Below are 16,226 nucleotides of genomic sequence, written 5' to 3'. Positions count from 1 at the left end.
CCGCCGCGTCCCGGCCCCGCCGCCGTCGAGCCGCCGCGCCGCGCGCCGCGGAGTGAGGCACGCGCAACGTGAAAGGTCGCACACCCCTTGACTCAGCCCACCGCACTCTCGGACGACCCCTTCGGCCTCGTTGGCCTCACGTACGACGACGTCCTGCTGCTGCCCGGCAACACCGACGTCAACCCGTCGGACGCGGACACCTCGACCCGCCTGTCCAAGCGCATCACCCTGAGCAGCCCCATCATCTCCGCCGCGATGGACACCGTGACCGACTCCCGCATGGCCATCGCCATGGCCCGCCTCGGCGGCATGGGCGTCATCCACCGCAACCTCTCGATCGCCGACCAGGCCGAGCACGTGGACCGCGTCAAGCGCAGCGAGTCCGGCATGATCACCAACCCCGTGACCATCAGCCCCGGCGCGACCCTGCGCGAGCTGGACGACCTGTGCGGCCACTTCAAGATCTCCGGTCTGCCCGTCGTCGACGAGGACGGGGTCCTGCTGGGCATCATCACCAACCGGGACACCCGCTACCTCCCCGAGCAGGACTTCGAGACCCGCCGGGTCGAGGAGATCATGACCCGGATGCCGCTGATCACCGGCCACGAGGGCATGCACAAGGACGAGGCCTTCGCGCTGCTGGCGACCAACAAGATCGAGAAGCTGCCCCTGGTCGACGACGCCGGCCGCCTCACCGGCCTCATCACGGTCAAGGACTTCACCAAGACCGAGCAGTACCCCCACGCCAGCAAGGACGAGGAGGACCGGCTGCGCGTCGGCGCCGCGGTCGGCTTCTTCGGCGACGGTTTCGAGCGCGCCATGACCCTAGTCGAGGCGGGCGTGGACGCCCTGTTCATCGACACCGCCAACGGCCACTCCCAGGGCGTGCTGGACATGATCGCGCGCCTGAAGAACGACTCGGCCGCGGCGCACGTGGACATCATCGGCGGCCAGGCGGCCACCCGCGACGGCGCCCAGGCGATCGTCGACGCCGGCGCGGATGCCGTCAAGGTCGGCGTCGGCCCCGGGTCCATCTGCACCACCCGCATCATCGCCGGCGTCGGCGTCCCGCAGATCACCGCCATCAACGAGTCCGCCAAGGCCACCATCCCGGCCGGCGTCCCGCTGATCGCCGACGGCGGGCTGCAGCACTCCGGCGAGATCGGCAAGGCCATCGTGGCCGGCGCCGACTCCGTGATGCTCGGCTCGATGCTCGCCGGCTGCGACGAGTCGCCGGGCGACCTGATCTTCGTCAACGGCAAGCAGTTCAAGGCCTACCGCGGCATGGGCTCGCTCGGCGCGATGCAGACCCGCGGGAAGAAGGCCTCCTTCTCCAAGGACCGGTACTTCCAGGCCGACGTCAAGAGCGAGGACAAGCTCATCCCCGAGGGCATCGAGGGTCAGGTGGCCTACCGCGGCCCGCTCTCGGCCGTGCTGCACCAGCTCGAGGGCGGCCTGCGCCAGACGATGTTCTACGTCGGCTCCTCGGACATCGACGAGCTCAAGCACAAGGGCAAGTTCGTGCGGGTCACCCCGGCGGGGCTGAAGGAGTCGCACCCCCACGACATCACCATGACCGTCGAGGCCCCCAACTACCGCCGCTAGTCCGCACCCGGGCCTCCCCGGCCCGCGAAAGGAACACGTGAGTTACGACATCGAAATCGGTCGCTCCAAGCGGGCCCGCCGCACCTACTCGCTCGACGACATCGCCCTGGTCCCGGCCCGCCGCACCCGGGACCCCCGCGACGTCTCGACCGACTGGCAGATCGACGCCTTCACCTTCCCGACGCCGATCGTCGGCGCGCCGATGGACTCCGTGATGTCCCCGGCCTCGGCGATCGAGCTGGGCCGCCTGGGCGGCCTGGGCGTGCTGAACCTCGAGGGCCTGTGGACCCGCTACGAGGACCCGCAGCCCTACCTCGACGAGATCTCGCTGCTGCCCGGCGACGACATGCCGCGGGTGACCTCGCGCATGCAGGAGATCTACGCCGAGCCCATCAAGGCGGAGCTGATCACCGCGCGGCTCGCGGAGATCCGGGAGGCCGGCGTCGTCGTGGCCGGGTCCCTGACCCCGCAGCGCACCCAGGAGTTCTCCCGGGCCGTGGTCAACGCCGGGGTGGACCTGTTCGTGATCCGCGGGACCACGGTCTCGGCCGAGCACGTCTCGCAGAACCAGGAGCCGCTGGACCTCAAGGAGTTCATCTACGAGCTCGACGTGCCGGTGATCGTGGGCGGCGCGGCCGGCTACACCCCGGCCCTGCACCTCATGCGCACCGGCGCGGCAGGCGTGCTGGTCGGCTTCGGCGGGGGCGCGACGTCGACCACCCGCCGCGCGCTGGGCATCCACGCCGCGATGGCCTCGGCCATCTCCGACGTCGCCGCGGCCCGCCGCGACTACCTCGACGAGTCGGGCGGCCGCTACGTCCACGTGATCGCCGACGGCGGCCTGGGCGTCTCCGGCGACATGGTCAAGGCCATGGCCATGGGGGCCGACGCCGTGATGATCGGCGCCCCGCTGGCCCGCGCCACGGACGCGCCGGGCCGCGGCTACCACTGGGGCCCCGAGGCCCACCACCACGAGTACCCGCGCGGCGCCCGCACGCAGATGAGCCAGGTCGGGACGCTGGAGACGGTGCTCAACGGCCCGTCCAACCACGTGGACGGGACCTCCAACCTGGTGGGCGCGCTGCGCCGGGCCATGGCGACCACCGGGTACTCCACGCTCAAGGAGTTCCAGCGCTCCGAGGTCGTCATCACCCAGCGCTCCTGAGGCGGGGGCGGCCGGGGCCCCGGGCCCGCCTCGCCCCGGCGTCCGGACCGCGGATCGCCCCGGCGTCCGGACCGCAGATCGCCCCGGCGTCCGGACCGCGGATCGCCCCGGGCCGGTGCGATCCGCGGTCCCGTGCGACTCGGCCACGGGCGCGATGAGCGCTCTCCCAGGTTGGTTCGATACGCTGGAAGACGTGCTCAAACTCGCCCTGACCCCGCGCTGGCTGGCCGGACTCCTGTTCGCCCTGCTGCTGGCCACCGGCTTCATGCTGCTGAGCCAGTGGCAGCTGGGCTCGGCGTCCTCGGGGCAGATCCACGAGGACCCCGCCAAGGAGGTCGTGGAGCCCCTGGAGGACACGGTCCGCGCGCTCGAGCCGGTCTTCGCCTCCCAGGCGGACTCCATGGTCGAGACCACCGGCACCTACGTCCCGGACAGCACCGTGCTGGTGGCCAACCGGGTCAACGACGGCGTGCCCGGCTACTGGGTCGTGACCCGGTTCGTCCCGGACGTCCAGGCGCCGGTGGCTCCCGTGGAGTCCGGGATCGAGGACCCCGAGGCCGTCTACTCGGTCGGCGTCGCCCGGGGGTTCGTGACCGACCCGGGGTCCGCGGCCGCCTACGACGAGCCCGCCGGGGACGTCACCCTCGCCGGCCGGCTGATCGCCAACGAGGCACCCGTGGCCAGCGACCTCGTGGACGAGGCCACCGACGCCGCCGGCCCCGGGACCGTGCTGGGCGCCGCCGCCACCGCGCAGCTGACCAACGTGTGGGACGCGCCCCTGTACTCGGGCCTGGTCACCGCCAACGCCGAGGTCCCCGCGGGCTCCCCGCTGCCCCTCGACGCCGAGGGCCGCCTGACCGACGCCGCCGCCCTGGCCGCCCCCGCGGACGGCCTCGAGGTCATCCGGACCGACCAGGTGACCGACGACTCGCTGGACTGGCTGAACGTCTTCTACGCGATCGAGTGGGTCGTCTTCGCCGGCTTCGCCCTGTACCTCTGGTGGCGGATGCTGGCCGACGCGCACCAGCGCCGGGTCGACCCGGAGAGGTTCTACGAGTTCCTCCCCGCCCGCGAGGGCCGCTTCTTCTACGAGGAGGAGACGGGGCGGTACTTCTACTACGACGCCGACGCCGCCCAGTACTTCTACTTCGACGAGCCGGACCCGTCCGGCCCGGCCGGCCCCATCCCGCCGGCCGACACCGCCCAGGCGCGCTCCGAGCAGCCACCGACCCCAGAACGGAAGTGACCGCACCGTGTCCGAGAACACCGGCCCCCAGGGGACCCCGCGCCCCGTGGAGCGCACCGACGGCAAGAAGGTGCCGCTCCCCGCGGACGCGAGCCCGCAGAAGGCGTCCCACGTGCGCATCGCGCGCCGGAAGTTCGCCGGCACCCCGTCGCAGATCCGGGGCTCGCTGACCTTCTACAAGTACTGCGCCTGGATCTCCGGGACGTTCCTGCTGCTGCTGGTCGCGGAGATGATCTCCCGCTACGTCTTCGGCCACGACCTCATCGCCGGCGGCCGCGACGCCGCCACGGGCGCGACGGTCCCGGTCGGCTGGCTCAACCTGGAGACCGGCAACCTCGTGGGCGGGCTGAACCTCTCCACGTGGGTGCTGATCATCCACGGCTGGTTCTACGTGGTCTACCTCGTCGCCTGCTTCCGCGTCTGGTTCCTGATGCGCTGGCCCTTCCCGCAGTTCATCGTGATGGCGCTGGGCGGCGTCGTGCCCTTCCTCTCCTTCATCGTCGAGCGGCGCATCCACCGGGAGACCCTCTCGCAGCTGCGGGAGAACCCCACCTCCGCCAAGCGGTACTAGCGCAGGGGGCCTGATTCCTCCCGGCGCGGGGGAGTATCCTAGACTGGTGCAGTTCCGCCCCCGGGCGCACCTCACCCCTCTGCTCACCAACCCCGAGGAATGTCAGTGACCCACACCGTTGACCCGGTCTCCACCGAGCTGGAGGACCGACCGGTACTCGTCGTCGACTTCGGCGCGCAGTACGCCCAGCTCATCGCGCGGCGCGTGCGCGACGCCAACGTCTACTCCGAGATCGTGCCGCACAACATGCCGGTCGAGAAGATCCTGGCCAAGAACCCCGCGGCCCTGGTCCTGTCCGGCGGCCCGTCCAGCGTCTACGACGACGGCGCCCCCTCGCTCGACCCGGCCCTGGTCGAGGCCGGCGTGCCCGTGTTCGGCATCTGCTACGGCTTCCAGGCGATGGCCCAGGCCCTCGGGGGCACGGTGTCCCACACCGGCCTGCGCGAGTACGGCGCGACCGACGCGACCCTGACCGGCGGCGGCGTCTCCTTCCTGGGCGGCACCCCCGTGATGCAGAACGTGTGGATGAGCCACGGCGACTCCGTGACCGAGGCGCCCGCCGGCTTCGAGGTCCTCGCGACCACCGAGGCGACCCCGGTCGCCGCCTTCGTCCACGAGGAGCGCAAGCTGGGCGGCGTGCAGTGGCACCCCGAGGTCCGGCACTCCAACTTCGGCCAGCAGGCCCTGGAGAACTTCCTGTTCAACGTGGCCGGGCTCGAGCCGACCTGGACCACGGGCAACGTCATCGAGGAGCAGGTCGAGAGGATCCGCGAGCAGGTCGGGGACGCGCAGGTCATCTGCGCGCTGTCCGGCGGCGTCGACTCCTCGGTCGCGGCCGCGCTGGTCCACGAGGCGGTCGGCGACCAGCTGACCTGCTTCTTCATCGACCACGGGCTGCTGCGCCAGGGCGAGCGGGAGCAGGTCGAGCAGGACTACGCCGAGACCATGGGCATCCGCGTGGTGACCATCGACGAGTCGGACCGGTTCCTGGGCGCCCTCGAGGGCCTGACCGACCCCGAGCTCAAGCGCAAGGCGATCGGCCGCGAGTTCATCCGCTCCTTCGAGGACGCGCAGCGCACCCTGATCGCCGAGCTGGGCGGCTCGGGCGAGGACATCAAGTTCCTGGTCCAGGGCACGCTCTACCCCGACGTCGTCGAGTCCGGCGGCGGCGAGGGCGCGGCGAACATCAAGTCGCACCACAACGTGGGCGGGCTGCCCGAGGACCTGAAGTTCGACCTGGTCGAGCCGCTGCGCACCCTGTTCAAGGACGAAGTCCGGGCGATCGGCCGCCAGCTGGGCGTGCCGGAGAAGATCGTGGCCCGCCAGCCCTTCCCGGGCCCGGGCCTCGGCATCCGCGTGATCGGCGAGGTCACCCGCGAGAACCTCGAGGTGCTGCGCGCGGCCGACGCGATCGCCCGCGCCGAGCTGACCCGTGCCGGCCTGGACGAGGAGGTCTGGCAGATGCCGGTGGTCCTGCTCTCGCAGGTACGCTCGGTGGGCGTCCAGGGCGACGGCCGCACCTACGGCCACCCGATCGTGCTGCGCCCGGTCTCCTCCGAGGACGCGATGACCGCCGACTGGTCCCGTCTGCCCTACGACCTGCTGGCGCGGATCTCCAACCGCATCACCAACGAGGTCCAGGAGGTCAACCGGGTGGTCCTGGACGTGACCTCCAAGCCCCCGGGAACCATCGAGTGGGAGTAGGACTCCCCGGCCCGGCCCCCGCGTGAGCGGCCGGGCCGACCGACGGCCCGTCGTCGTCCCCGCTCCGGGGAGGCGGCGGGCCGTTCCGCGTCCGTGCCCGGTTTGTACCGCATCTCCGGCATACGTTCCACGCCGCCGCTTTCTGCGGATTTCCGCCCCGCCCCCACCTAATCTCGGCAGTGAACCTTCGAGGCAGCCCGGATCGCTGCGGGGGAGGGCGAGGCGGCGCGGCGACGCGCCTCGGCACGCGGGGTCGCGGCCGAGCCGCACCGCCCGACGCCCCCAACGGTCCGGCGGCGGGGCCGGGGCGCCCCTCGGTCCACAGCGCACGGGGATCGCGCGCCGCCGCGGGCCGCCCGAGGGATTCCGAATGGAAGAATCTGTCTGACGGTGGCCCCGCGGGACACCTCGCGCGGGGCGGGGGAGGAATGCATGAACCTGGAGAGCGTGGTCGCCTCGCGCCACGAGAAATGGAACGACACCGAGCGCGCCATCATGAGCTACGTCCTGGCCAACCAGGACCGGGTGGTCGAGTCGTCGGTGCAGGCGGTCGCCCACAGCACCTTCACCTCGCCCTCCTCCGTCATGCGGCTGACGAAGAAGCTCGGCTTCAGCGGCTTCTCCGAGCTGAAGTACTTCCTGCGGCACTCCCGCTCGGCGCCCACGAGCGAGGTCGCGGACCTGGTCGCGGCGCAGCGGCGCGACGTCGAGGGCACGCTGGCGCAGCTGGAGCGGGCGGACCTCGGTCCCGTGCTGCACCGGATGCAGCGGGCGCGGACCGTCTACTGCTACGGCACCGACTTCTCCTCGCGCACGGCCGCGCAGGAGCTGTCCAAGGCGCTGCTGATCAACGGCACCTCGACCGTCATGGTCCCCGGCGTCAAGGAGCTCAAGGCGAGCCTCCCCGCCATGGACCCGGAGGACCTGCTGGTCCTGATCTCCGGCGGGGACGGCATGCCCGCCCAGGCCGAGCTCGCGGAGCTGTTCCTCCTGCGCTCCCTGCAGACGCTCGCGATCACGCGCCTGGGGGACCGGGAGCGCAGCTACAACCCGGAGTGGATGCTGCACTACTGCGCGAGCCCGCTCGGGCGGGTCGGGGGCTCCGAATCCTACTACTCGTGGATCGGCCTCAACGTGGTCCTGGACTACCTGGTCAGGCGGTACGTGATGCATCTGCGGGAGAGGCGGGGGCTGGCGCGGCGCTGAGGGGACGGGCGGGGCTCGCCGCACGGGCAGGGCCCTCCGCCGCGGATGCGCGAACGCGGGGCGGGAACTCCTAGAATGGAGGGGTGCGCGCCGTCGCGGGCACACTATCACCAGAGACGAGAAGTTGAGGCACTGTGAGCGACTCGCACTCCGTAGGAACCGGCACCTCCACGGCGGGGGACCCGGCCGCCAGCGGGCCCTCCGCCCCCTCCGGCGCCCCGTGGGGCCCCGCGCGCCCGAGCGCCGATCCCGGGGCGGGCGAGGCGCCGGCCGGAGCCTCCCCGGCAGGGCAGGCCGGGGGCTCCTTCCCGGCTGGGCAGGCGGAGGGGGCCTCCCGGTCCGAGCGCGCCGAGGGGTCCTCCCCGTCCCAGCGGGCGGAGGAGTCCTCCCCGTCCGAGCGCGCCGAGGGCTCGTCTCGGTCCGAGCGGGCGGGGGATCCCCAGCCGCCCGAGGAGACCGGCGAGCTGCGCCTCGGCCGGTGGCTCCAGCAGGTCGAGGTCTACACGGGACCGGACGCGCTGCTGGACTTCAACCGCGTCGACAACGTCCACATCGACCTGACCGAGTCCAACCCCTCCGGCTACGCCCAGCTGCTCTCGGGCCGCAAGACCCGCCTGTCGACGATCCTCCGGGACCGCTCGGTGCTCAACGCCGGGATGCGCTCGGCGCAGGCGATCCGCGCCAAGACCTTCGAGCTCGACGCCGACCACGGCCTGTCCGCCGGCTTCTTCGCCGCGGGGACGGCGTCGTGGATCTCCCGCGAGCAGCGCGCGGCGGCGGCACCCGGCCAGCGCCGCGGCGTCGAGAAGCGGTTCATCGCCCCGATCCTGCTGGCACCCATCAGCATCACCCCGCACCCCGGCGGGGACGACTACGAGCTCAAGCTCACCGGCCCGGCCCGCCTCAACCCGGGAATGGTCCGCCAGCTGCGCCACGAGTACGGGATCGACCTGGTGGCCCAGGGCGTGGCCCGCAAGGCGGTCTCGGGCTCGCGGCTGACCCCCGACCCCGTGCTCGAGGCCGTGCGCACCGTCTGCTCCGGGGTGCTGGGGATGCACGTCGAGGCGACCACCGTCGTCTCGACCTTCGCGGACCTCTCCGACACCGTGGGCGAGCTGCCCCGCCGCTCCGCCGCCGGCATCCTGCGGGACCTCTCCGACCTGGAGACGGCCGAGGTGGGCGCCCCCCGCGAGCGCCCGGGGCCCACCCGCGCCGCGACCCACCCCGACTCTCTGGCCCCCGCCGAGGAGACCCTGGTCTACGACGCCGACTCGGCCGTCTCCGAGATCGTGCAGCTGGCCCGCGCCGGCGAGTCGATGACCGTGCGGGCGCCCGCCGGGACGCAGCCGCTGCGAGCCGCGCTCAACGTCGTCGCCGGGCTGGCCGAGCAGGGGAAGTCCGTCATGATCCTGGCCGAGCGCCGGGCGACCCTGACCGAGGCCAAGCGCCGGCTGGAGGAGCTGGGCCTCGGCGAGCTCGTGCTCGAGCCGGGGGAGGAGAACGACCCGGAGGACCTCTCCCGCTCGCTCATTGCCTCGATCGTGGAGCACGAGCGCTCCGAGGCGCCGCAGCTGGACGCGCTGCACCGGGACCTGGAGCAGGCCCGGACGCGGCTGGCCGAGCACGTCGAGTCCCTGCACTGGCACGAGGAGCGCTGGGGCGTCACCCCGTACCGGGCCATGCAGACCCTCGCCGAGCTCACGGCCAAGAACCCGGCGCCCTCCACCCGGGTGCGGTTCAAGCGGGCCGTCCTGGATGCGACCGTCGACCGCGCCGAGACCGTCGCCCAGCTCGAGCGCGCGGCCGAGCTGCGCGCCTTCCACGCCGCGACCCGCGAATCCGCCTGGTTCGGGGCGAGGCTGGTCAACACCGAGGAGACCGGGCGCGCCCGGGAGCTGGTGCGCGACATCCTGAAGACCGTCCGGGAGCTCGGCACGCGCCTCGAGGGCGCCCTGGACGCGGTGGGCCTGGAGCGCGCCGAGACCCTGGGCGGCTGGGACGAGCAGATCTCCCTGCTGGAGGGCATGGCCGAGACGCTCGAGCGCTTCACCCCCGAGGTCTTCGACGGCCCGGTCACCGACCTCATCGCCGCGACCGCCTCCTCGGCCTGGCGGCGGGAGCGGGGGATCGACATGTCCGCGCTGCAGCGCTCCAAGCTGCGCCGCGCGGCCAAGGAGTACATCCGGCCGCAGGTCCACCTCTCCGACGTCCACCGCTGCCTGGTCACGGTCCAGGAGCAGCGCGAGGCGCGCCAGGAGTGGGTCGTGGACGGGCGTCCCGCGGCGGTCCCCGAGGGGCTGGCCGAGCTCCGGGGCACCTACGACCGGCTCGCCGCGGAGGTCTCCGGGCTGGCGATCGTCATGGAGGACAGCCCGGCTCGCCGCGACTACTTCGCGACGCCGATCCGCGAGCTGCAGCGCTTCCTGGAGACCATGGCCGGGGACCCCTTCCTCCTGGACACCCTCCCGGAGCGGGAGCGGCTGCTGGGCATCCTGCGCGGCAAGGGGCTCGGCGAGCTGCTGGCCGACCTCGAGCGGCGGGAGGTCCCGCAGCACGGCGTCGCGGACGAGCTGGACCTCGCCTGGTGGCAGTCGGCCTTCGAGATCATGCTGACCCGCTCGGAGGTCAACCTCGTCGACGGCGCCCGCCTCGCCGACTGGGAGACCGCGTTCCGGCGGGCCGACGCCGCGCACGTCGCCTCGGGCCCCGCCCGGGTGCGCCACGGCGTCGCGCAGGGGTGGAGCCGGGCCGTGAACCTCAAGCCGCTGCAGTCCCGCGAGCTGCGCAAGCTGCTCAAGGGGGCGCCCGCCCCGCTGGGCGAGTACCTGCAGCACGCGCCGCGGGTGCTCGCCGCCCTGAAGCCGCTGTGGCTGGCCAGCCCCTTCGCGGTCGGCCGGTCCCTGCCGGCCGGGGCGCGGACCGACGCGGTGGTGGTCCTCGACGCCGACTCGACGCCGCTGGGCGCCTGCCTCGCCGCCTTCGCCCGCACCGACCAGGTGATCGCCGTCGGCGACGACGTCTCCGGCTACCCCCAGCCCTTCATCGTCTCGCCGGTCCTGGGCGGGGACCGCGACGCCAGCACGGCCCCGGTGGAGTCGGCGCTCGAGGTGCTCGGGCGGGTCTACCCCTCCCGGACGCTGCGCAGGGTCGGCGACTGCCGGGACCGGTCCGTCCTGGAGTACCTGAACGAGACCTTCTACGACGGCGAGCTGCGCTCGATGCCCTACGGCGAGGAGGCCGTCGGCCCGGTGCGCTCGCTGCGGGTGGACTACCTGCACGCCGAGCAGCCGGACGACCACCTGGGCGCGCCCGTGGTGGAGTCGCCCGCGGCGGAGGTGCGCGCCGTCGTCGGCATGATCTTCGACCACGCGGCCCGCAACCCGCGGCAGTCGCTGGCCGTGCTGACCTCCGGGCCGCGCCACGCCGCGCGGATCGCGGAGGGGGTCCGGTACGGCATCGGGCGCCACCCGGAGCTCGCCGAGTTCTTCGAGGCCCGCGCGGAGCCCTTCCGCGTGCTCGACCTCGCCCGGGCCCGCGGGATCCGCCGCGACCGGGTGATCCTCTCCCTCGGCGTCTCGCCGGAGGCGGGCGGGCGCGCCGCGCACTTCGGGCAGCTCGCCGAGGCCAGGGGGCGCCAGCGCTTCGTCATGGCGGTCACGGCCGCCCGCTTCCACACGCGCATCGTCTCCTCCCTCACGCTCGAGCAGCTGCGGGGGGCCGACCTGCGGGAGGGCATGGGCGACCTCGTGGCCCTGCTGGAGCGCCACGACGCGGCGCGGGAGTCCGAGGCGACCGCGGGGGCGCCCGAGCCGGGGCAGGGCGCCGGGGCCGAGGGCGGGCTGCCGGGCGCCCGCCCGGCCAGCCGCTTCCTCTCCGTCTACGACCCGGACGAGCGCGAGCAGCAGGCCGACTGGCTCCTGGCGGACCTCGCCCGGCGCCTGCGCATCCGCGGCGCCCAGGTGGGCCTGAGCACCGGCCTGGAGGTCGACGCCGTGGCCACCGCCGCGGGCGAGTCGCTCTCCTCCGGCGCCGTCCCCAGCCCTCGGGCGCGGACCTCGGGCCACGGCACGCGGGGCCTCCGGGGGAGCGCGGAGACCCTGCGCTTCCCCGTGGCGGTGACCTCCGACGGCACCGAGGAGTACGCGCGCATGACGGTGCGCGAGCGCTCCCGCCTGCTGCCCGAGATGCTCATGGGCACCGGGTGGAACCACGCCCCGGTCTGGACGGTGGACGTCTTCTCGGACCCCCAGAGCGTGGCCGACGGCATCCTGCGCACCTTGGGCCTCGAGCAGGCGGGCGGGAAGCCCGACGTTCCGGCCGGCACGGCTCGCACGGCGGCCCCGCCAGTACAGGCGCGCACGGCGGCTCGGACGCCCCGTCGGTTCGGGCGACCACGGTCGCCTCGACGGGCGGCCCCGGTGACGGAGGCCGCCCCGCGCCGGTACCGCCACCGGGGCGCGCGCCGGGCGACCGGCGGGACCTGGACCCCGCCCCGGGCGAGGAGAGGAGCCTGCCTCGGCGGGGCCCCGCGAGGAGCCGGCGCACGATGACGCCGGGACGGCCCCCGCCGCGCCGAGCCGGGACGCCGGCGCGCCGGATCACGAGGCGGGCGCGCCCCTCGACGAGCGCGGCCGCTGGCTGCTGGAGGAGCGCCCGCCGCACTGGGGTTAGCGTCACCGGTGCTAGCGTCACCGGTGCAGCGCGAAGCTCACGCTCGGCTCGGCCGCGGCGAGCCGGCGGGCGTCCTCGGGGGCCACGCCGACCAGCACGGGAGATTCCCCGCCGCCCCTCACCGGACCGCCCCACCCCGGACCGCCCCCTCCGGAGCCGCTTGAGCCGCCGCCGTCGGCCGGGACCTCCGCCCGCCGCAGGACGATCGCCTCGGCCTCCACGGGTTCCCCCGCGGCCGTGGAGGTCAGCAGCGTCGCCCGATCCCCGGGCCGCACCAGCTCCGACGACGCCGGATCACGGGCGCGCACGCTGACGGCCACCAGGTCCTCGGGCAGCTCGCGCGCCACGCTTCCGCCGGAGGACGCCGACCGGGTCAGGGGCTCGCCCGCGCGGACGGACAGGGCCAGCTGGGAGTCGAGCAGGTCGGCGCGGAGGTCCTCGGCCTCCTCCGGGCGAGGCAGGCCCTCGCCGGCGACCTCGAGCACGGCGAGGTCCCCGGGAGCCAGGACGTGGCCCGCGGGCAGGTCGCGCTCGGCGACGACGAGCCGCGAGGGGAGGGCGGGCGAGGGTCGGGGCCAGAGCACCGAGCCGACCGCCGCGAGGACCAGCAGGACCGTCCCGGCCGTGCGGGCCCGCCGACTCACCAGCGAGCGCCAGCGCACCCGCAATGGCACCGAACGGCGCGCGCGACGGGAGGGGCGGGCCTGCGAAGGGGATGGGGCGTGCGGATCGGGCCGGGCGCGAAGAGCGGGCCGGGCGCGCTGGGAGAATCGAACGCGTGAAGAAGCCGGGGCGCGCGGCGGAGCCGGCCTTGACCGGCGATCCGGGGACGGCTCGGGGGCGACGGACTGCGGTGGCGAGGATCGTGGGGTCATGCCGCCCAGCCTGTCACCGCGGCGGGCCGAGCGGCCACTCGATCAGCGCGTGAGCGAGCACGCCGGTGGACGACCGCGCCGACGGAACCCTTCGGGTCAGCCTTGGGGACGCTCGGTCAGCGGGCCCTCCGAGGCCAGCCGTGAAGACGCTCGGTCAGCGGGCCCGTCCGGACCGCCCGCGGGGACGCCGGATCAGGAGTCGGATCCGCTCCCGGACCCGGTCGAGGAGCCGGACGACGCCCCCGCGGACGACGACGCCTTCGCATCGGTGCTGTAGAAGCCGCTGCCCTTGAAGCTGACCCCCACGGTGTTGAACTTCTTGCGCAGCTCGTCCCGGTGGCACTCGGGGCACTCGGTCAGGGCGGCGTCGGCGAACGACTGGCGGATGTCGAAGCGGTGCTGGCAGCTCTTGCACTGGTAGGCGTAGACGGGCACGCGGGTCCTCCCTCATGAAGTCAGGTTCGGCGCACCATCATACTCCTGCCGGCCGGTGGCTCCCGACGAGCGGGAAGCGCACCGGCCCCCGCTCCGTGCAGGCCTCGAGCAGCCGGGCGTCGTGGGGCTGGGCGGGCACGGTCCCCGGGGGCAGCAGCTCCTCGGCGTAGAGGATCCCGACCGCGTCCCGGATGCCCGCGGCCGCCAGCGCCGTGTCGTAGTACCCGCCGCCGTATCCCATGCGCACCCCCGCGCCGTCCACGGCCAGCGCGGGGACCAGCCGGACGGCCGCGCGCAGGAACTCCTCCTCGCCCAGGCGCTCGCCCTCCGGCTCGTCGATGCCGAACCCGGCGGCCCGGACCGGCACCCCGGGGCGCCACTCGACCCACGCCAGGCGCCGCGCGGGAAGGCTGACCGGCACGACGACGCGGCGCCCGGCCGCGTGGAAGGCCGCCATCGCGGAGAGCAGCGGCGGCTCGGTGGGGGTGGGCATGAATGCCGCCACCGTCCCGCCCTCCGGGCAGCGCGCCAGCACGAGGGCGCCCAGGTGCTCGGCGAAGGCGCGGGCGTCGCGCGAGCGCTCGGCCCCGGCGTCGTCGTCCAGGGCCCGCTGGCCCCGCCGGTCCAGCAGGGCGGCGCGCAGTCGGGCCTTCTCCTCGGGGGCCCCCGGCCCGGGTGCGATGCTCATACAGCCGACCGTAACGCACCCGGGCCCGACATCCGTATAGTCCGCGCGCGCCATACTCACGGGTAGTCGGGGAATAAGCCGGCTCCTCCGCTATGGTGTGGATATGACCGCAAATACATCTGCACAGCCCGTCACCAAAGCGGTGATTCCCGCCGCGGGCATGGGAACGCGATTCCTCCCGGCGACGAAGGCGAGCCCCAAGGAAATGCTGCCGGTCGTCGATCGGCCCGCCATCCAGTACGTGGTCCAGGAGGCGGTCTCCGCCGGTCTGGACGACATCCTCATGATCACCGGCCGCTCGAAGCGCGCGCTCGAGGACCACTTCGACCGGATCCCCGACCTCGAGGCCTCCCTCAAGGAGGCCGGCAAGGACGACCTCCTCGAGTCCGTGCAGCAGGCCACGGCGCTCGGCGAGCTCCACTACCTCCGTCAGGGCGACCCCCGGGGCCTCGGGCACGCGGTGCTGCGCGCCAAGACCCACGTCGGCGAGCACCCCTTCGCGGTCCTCCTGGGCGACGACCTGATCGACGAGAAGGAGGACCTCCTCGTCCGCATGATCGAGGCGCAGAGGAGCACCGGCGCCAACGTCGTCGCGCTCATGGAGGTCCCGCGGGATCAGATCAGCGCCTACGGCTGCGCGGCGGTGGAGGCCGTCGAGGGCGAGGACTACGTCAAGGTCACCGGCATGGTCGAGAAGCCTGCCCCGGAGGACGCCCCGTCCAACCTGGCCATCATCGGCCGCTACGTCCTGCACCCCCGCGTCTTCGACGTCCTGGAGGACACCCCTCCGGGGCGCGGCAACGAGATCCAGCTCACCGACGCGCTGGAGACCCTCGCGCAGGGCGACGGGGAGGGGGAGGGCGTCTACGGCGTCGTCTTCAAGGGCCGCCGCTTCGACACCGGGGACAAGCTCTCCTACCTGAAGGCCAACGTCATCCTGGCCGCCGAGCGCGAGGACCTCGGGCCCGGCATGCGCTCCTGGCTCAAGGAGTTCGTGGAGACGCTGCCGGCCGAATAGGCCGCGCCGGCCCCCGCGGAAGGGGGCGAACGCACGGAAGGGCATCGGAGGCCGAAGGGCCGCCGGTGCCCTTTCCCCTGTCCGGCCGCGGCGCCGCTCTCGCCCCTCCGCGCGCCCGACCCCGCGGTCGCCCGCGCGCTTCCGCAGGTCACGGCGGGGTGTCTCCCCGGGCCGCGAGACACGCGGCGACGCATCGCCGATCGGGGGTGAAGGCCGCACCCCCAGCGGATACAGTGAGGGGGTGTCTTTCTCCTGGGTTTCGATGTCGAGCATCCTGCTCCTCATCGTCTTCATCCTGCTGACCCGCCTGGTGCGCGGCATCGATCGCCGGCGCCATCCCGTGGTCGTTGCCCAGGTCTCGGCCCGGGATATCATGGAGGAGACCGACCCCGCCTTCCCCCGGGACCACGCCCCTCTGTGTCAAAGGACCGACATGATGAGCACCTCGTCTCCCGGTGAGCCCGAAGGCACGGGCGATCCCACCGCCGGCGCACCCGCCCGCGGCGACGCCCCCACCCCGCCGACCGGCGCCGCGAGGCGTCGCGACGCCGCGCCCGCGCGTCCGCCGGGCACCCGCCGGGCCCTCGGCCCCGGGGATCCGCCGGGGCCGGGCCGGCATCGCCCTCGTGGGGCTGCTGGCCCTCGTGGCCTCGGCCGTGACGGCCCTGCTGAGCCCGTTCTTCTCCATTGGCTGGCCCCTGCCCGTCTTCCTGGTGATCGTGGGCGTCGGGGCCCTGGCCTCGCTGCGCTACCTCGCGCTGAGCGACCAGGAGGCCCGCCGGGCGACGACGACGCCGCACGGGGCCACGCGCTCTCGGCCCGCGGCGAGCGCCGCCGTCACCCGCCCCTCTTCGAACGCTCGCCCCTCCTCGAGCGCTCTTCCCTCCTCCGCCGTGAAGCCGCGTGCCGCCGGCGCGGTCCCGGCCGCCGCCGAGGAACGCCCTCGGGGTCCACCGCCGCGCCCCGCTCGGCGCCCAGGCGCCCGGCCGCCGCCGCCGACCGCGCGGCGTCCGCTCCCGCCGACCGGACCGCGCCTGCCCCC

Annotated in this window: 11 protein-coding genes; 8 read left to right on the top strand and 3 right to left on the bottom strand. The window is 73.9% G+C overall.

Translation table 11 applies throughout. From position 1 onward, the window contains the following. Positions 1–87 precede the first annotated feature (87 nt). The 7 genes from guaB to NBM05_RS02205 all read left to right on the top strand — a co-directional run bounded on the left by guaB (position 88) and on the right by NBM05_RS02205 (position 12,047). Positions 88–1,605, top strand: a complete 1,518-nt coding sequence (guaB, locus tag NBM05_RS02235) for an IMP dehydrogenase (RefSeq protein ID WP_254164821.1) — start codon at positions 88–90, stop codon at positions 1,603–1,605. 37 nt (positions 1,606–1,642) lie between these two features. Further along, a complete protein-coding gene (locus NBM05_RS02230; RefSeq protein WP_254164819.1) occupies positions 1,643–2,770 on the top strand; it encodes a GuaB3 family IMP dehydrogenase-related protein in 1,128 nt (375 codons plus the stop codon). Between the two features lie 193 nt (positions 2,771–2,963). Continuing rightward, positions 2,964–4,016 carry an SURF1 family cytochrome oxidase biogenesis protein gene (locus NBM05_RS02225; RefSeq protein WP_254164817.1) on the top strand — a complete coding sequence of 351 codons (1,053 nt, stop codon included), beginning with the start codon at positions 2,964–2,966 and terminating at the stop codon, positions 4,014–4,016. Between the two features lie 7 nt (positions 4,017–4,023). Then, positions 4,024–4,587 carry a DUF3817 domain-containing protein gene (locus NBM05_RS02220; protein ID WP_254164815.1) on the top strand — a complete coding sequence of 188 codons (564 nt, stop codon included), beginning with the start codon at positions 4,024–4,026 and terminating at the stop codon, positions 4,585–4,587. Between the two features lie 99 nt (positions 4,588–4,686). After that, positions 4,687–6,291, top strand: a complete 1,605-nt coding sequence (gene guaA, locus NBM05_RS02215) for a glutamine-hydrolyzing GMP synthase (protein ID WP_254164813.1) — start codon at positions 4,687–4,689, stop codon at positions 6,289–6,291. A 432-nt stretch (positions 6,292–6,723) separates the two neighbouring features. Beyond that, positions 6,724–7,497: a MurR/RpiR family transcriptional regulator gene (locus NBM05_RS02210; RefSeq protein WP_254164812.1), complete on the top strand. Its 774-nt coding sequence runs from the start codon at positions 6,724–6,726 to the stop codon at positions 7,495–7,497. A gap of 134 nt (positions 7,498–7,631) precedes the next feature. Beyond that, positions 7,632–12,047: a hypothetical protein gene (locus tag NBM05_RS02205; protein ID WP_254164811.1), complete on the top strand. Its 4,416-nt coding sequence runs from the start codon at positions 7,632–7,634 to the stop codon at positions 12,045–12,047. Positions 12,048–12,185: 138 nt separating this feature from the next. Here NBM05_RS02205 and NBM05_RS02200 read toward each other — a convergent pair whose 3' ends face one another. The 3 genes from NBM05_RS02200 to NBM05_RS02190 form a co-directional block, all read right to left on the bottom strand. Continuing rightward, positions 12,186–12,812 (bottom strand): SAF domain-containing protein, encoded by a 627-nt coding sequence (locus NBM05_RS02200; RefSeq protein WP_254164810.1) that lies wholly within the window; start codon positions 12,810–12,812, stop codon positions 12,186–12,188. 423 nt (positions 12,813–13,235) lie between these two features. Further along, a complete protein-coding gene (locus tag NBM05_RS02195; RefSeq protein WP_254164809.1) occupies positions 13,236–13,478 on the bottom strand; it encodes an FmdB family zinc ribbon protein in 243 nt (80 codons plus the stop codon). Positions 13,479–13,515: 37 nt separating this feature from the next. After that, complete coding sequence (locus tag NBM05_RS02190) at positions 13,516–14,166, bottom strand: 5-formyltetrahydrofolate cyclo-ligase (protein ID WP_254164808.1); 651 nt, start codon at positions 14,164–14,166, stop codon at positions 13,516–13,518. A 160-nt stretch (positions 14,167–14,326) separates the two neighbouring features. Here NBM05_RS02190 and NBM05_RS02185 point away from each other — a divergent pair, with 160 nt between their 5' ends. Continuing rightward, entirely contained in the window at positions 14,327–15,184 is an 858-nt protein-coding gene (locus NBM05_RS02185; protein ID WP_373689263.1) for a UTP--glucose-1-phosphate uridylyltransferase, read from the top strand. The last annotated feature ends 1,042 nt before the right edge of the window (positions 15,185–16,226 follow it).

The organism is Rothia santali (assembly GCF_024199905.1).
GTDB lineage: Bacteria > Actinomycetota > Actinomycetes > Actinomycetales > Micrococcaceae > Rothia > Rothia santali.
Note: the sequence above shows the minus strand (reverse complement) of the source record. Positions and strands in the feature narration are given on the sequence as shown.